Annotated in this window: 1 protein-coding gene; it reads left to right on the top strand. The window is 42.4% G+C overall.

Annotated elements, in window-relative coordinates:
• Window positions 1-66 precede the first annotated feature (66 nt).
• Window positions 67-1,262, top strand: a protein-coding gene (locus F9B85_RS14020) for an IS3 family transposase (RefSeq protein ID WP_207707135.1) whose coding sequence is annotated in 2 segments (ribosomal slippage) — window positions 67-304 and window positions 304-1,262 — 1,197 coding nt in all. Because the reading frame shifts where the segments join, the coding sequence is not laid out codon by codon here.
• Window positions 1,263-1,291: the final 29 nt, after the last annotated feature.

Here is a 1,291-nt window from a genome sequence, read left to right as displayed (position 1 = left end):
TGACCCGTACCCGATTTGTTGAACACCTAAGAGTGAGATAAAATACTCTTAGGGAGGGCGATGAAAATGCCAAGAAACGGAACGAGATACAGCGAAGAATTCAAGAAGAACACAATACGAATGATCAACGAAGGTAGAAGCGTACAGAGTGTAGCCGAGGACTTAGGCGTAAGTGACCAAACCATCTATCGTTGGATGGAACGTGATAAAGTTAAGGAAAATCCCGATCAAGCAAGGATTCAGGAGCTCGAAGCAAAGCTAAAAGCTGCCGAAAAAAGAACAGCAGAACTAGAGGAAGCGGTAGTAATCTTAAAAAAGGCTACAGCCATTTTCGCAAATCAACACCGGAAGTAATGTACTACCAGCTTATCCGGGACAGTCGCTCCGAACATTCGGTGGCGAAGATGTGCTATTATTTGGAGCTTTCACGAAGTAACTACTACGCCTGGATAAACCGAAAACCCAGCCTTCGTCAAAAAGATGATGCTCAGATTTTAGAACTTATCAAAGAAAGCCATCAAGCTAGCAAAGGGATTTATGGATTGGACAAGATATTAGCCGATGTACGAGAACAACGTCAGTGTAGCCGTAAACGGGTAAATCGTTTAATGAAGGAAAACGGAATCTGTTCAATTAGGCGAAGAAAATACAAAGCTACAACCAATTCTAATCACAGCATGCCTGTGGCAGAAAATCTGTTAAATCAAGACTTTGAAGTGAACGCACCAAATAAAGTTTGGGTTTGTGACATATCATATTTGCCAACAGAAGAAGGCTGGGACTACCTGGCTACCGTTAAGGATCTGTATCACAAAGAAATCGTTGGCTGGGCCATGAACAGTACGATGACACGAGAGCTAGTCATAGAAGCACTCCAAAACGCTATTAATAAGCATCGTCCTCACGAAGGTCTGATTCATCATTCAGATCGTGGAAGTCAATATTGCAGCAGAGATTATCAAGCCCTGCTTGCTAAACATAACATGCGTCCTAGCATGAGCCGTAAAGGAAACTGCTACGACAATGCTCCAGCAGAAAGCTTTTTCGGTACCATCAAAAGTGAAATGATCTATCTACATAAGTTCAAAACACGGAAAGAAGCCAGAAAAGCCGTATTCGAATACATCGAGATATTCTACAACAGGAAGCGTAGGCACCAAAACCTTAACTACCTTTCTCCCATTGAATATCTGAAAAAATACAAACTTTCAACAAGTAGCAAGGGAAAAGCAAAAACGCAGACCCTGTCGTCGACCGCCTAATTGATGCATCCTTCATACAGAAAGGCGAC

It is taken from the genome of Heliorestis acidaminivorans, assembly GCF_008933955.1.
Lineage (GTDB): Bacteria > Bacillota > Desulfitobacteriia > Heliobacteriales > Heliobacteriaceae > Heliorestis > Heliorestis acidaminivorans.
Note: the sequence above shows the minus strand (reverse complement) of the source record. Positions and strands in the feature narration are given on the sequence as shown.